1 protein-coding gene and 1 pseudogene are annotated in these 992 nt (G+C 60.7%); both read left to right on the plus strand.

All coding sequences use genetic code 11. The annotated features are described in order from the left end of the window. A pseudogene (locus NIM87_RS18475) lies at positions 1-482 on the plus strand (hypothetical protein); the annotation flags it as partial. Between the two features lie 75 nt (positions 483-557). Next, positions 558-992 (plus strand): PAS domain-containing protein (locus tag NIM87_RS18480; protein ID WP_254676225.1); only part of this gene is annotated, 435 nt, incomplete at its 3' end.

Consider the following 992-nt stretch of genomic DNA (forward strand, 5'->3'; position numbering starts at 1 on the left):
CGCTCTCTCGCACACAGGACCTGATCGTGCGCGGAGATTGGCTGGGCGTCGATCTCAGCGAGCTGGTTCTGGCGCACGCGGCCATCGTGCGGCCCCCGATCCTGGCACGGTACACCATCGCTGGCCCCAGGCTCCGGATATCGCCCAACGCCGCCCAGGCTCTGGGTCTGGCGCTCCATGAGCTTTTTGAGGGGTCGGCGTTTCGACTGAGTGACGTGGCGGGTGGTGAGGTAGTCGTGACCTGGGTCGGAGACCAGTCCAATCAGTCGCTTCAGTTCTCGTGGTCGGAAGTCATCCATTCCGACAGGGATGAGCGCGACGACTTTGCCCACGACGTATTGAGCAAGGTGTCGCCGCTCTCCCTCAATGGCGTTGCAACTCTGGCGATTACAGAAGCGGGGTGGCAGTGGTCGGTGTCGACCACCTCCGATGTCGTGTTCGGGCCCCAGATCGTCGACCCATTGGGTTCAGAGGGGCGTTAGGCTTGCCCAAAGCTTGCCGCAGCGCTGAACAATGTGATTTAACCTTGATCAGTCCAGCGGCGGGCGAACCTCCGGATGCACGATGATGAACTCGCAATTGCTGTTGCCGAGACAACGCCCGCCATGTTGTGGATGGGCGACGAGAACGGCCGCTGCCTTTTCTTGAATGGGTCGCTCCGGCAATTCTGGGGCGTGTATCCAGAAGACCTGGGCTCTTTTGACTGGTTCGCCACCCTGCATCCCGATGACGTCGCGATGCTTCAAACCCCCTTTGCACAAGCCATGCAGGATCACGCCCCTTTCACCGTAGAAGCGCGGTATCGACGTGCTGACGGCAACTTTCGAATCATGCGCACCCAAGCCAATCCACGCTTTGACGAGACCGGGCGCTTTCTGGGGATGAGCGGCGTCAATACCGATGTCACTGACCAGCGGTCTGCCGAAGAGCAGTCGCGCTATCTCATGGGCGAACTGAACCACCGCACCAAGAACCTGCTTGCCGTGGTGCAG

The organism is Devosia ureilytica (assembly GCF_024273195.1).
In the GTDB taxonomy this organism is placed as follows: domain Bacteria; phylum Pseudomonadota; class Alphaproteobacteria; order Rhizobiales; family Devosiaceae; genus Devosia; species Devosia ureilytica.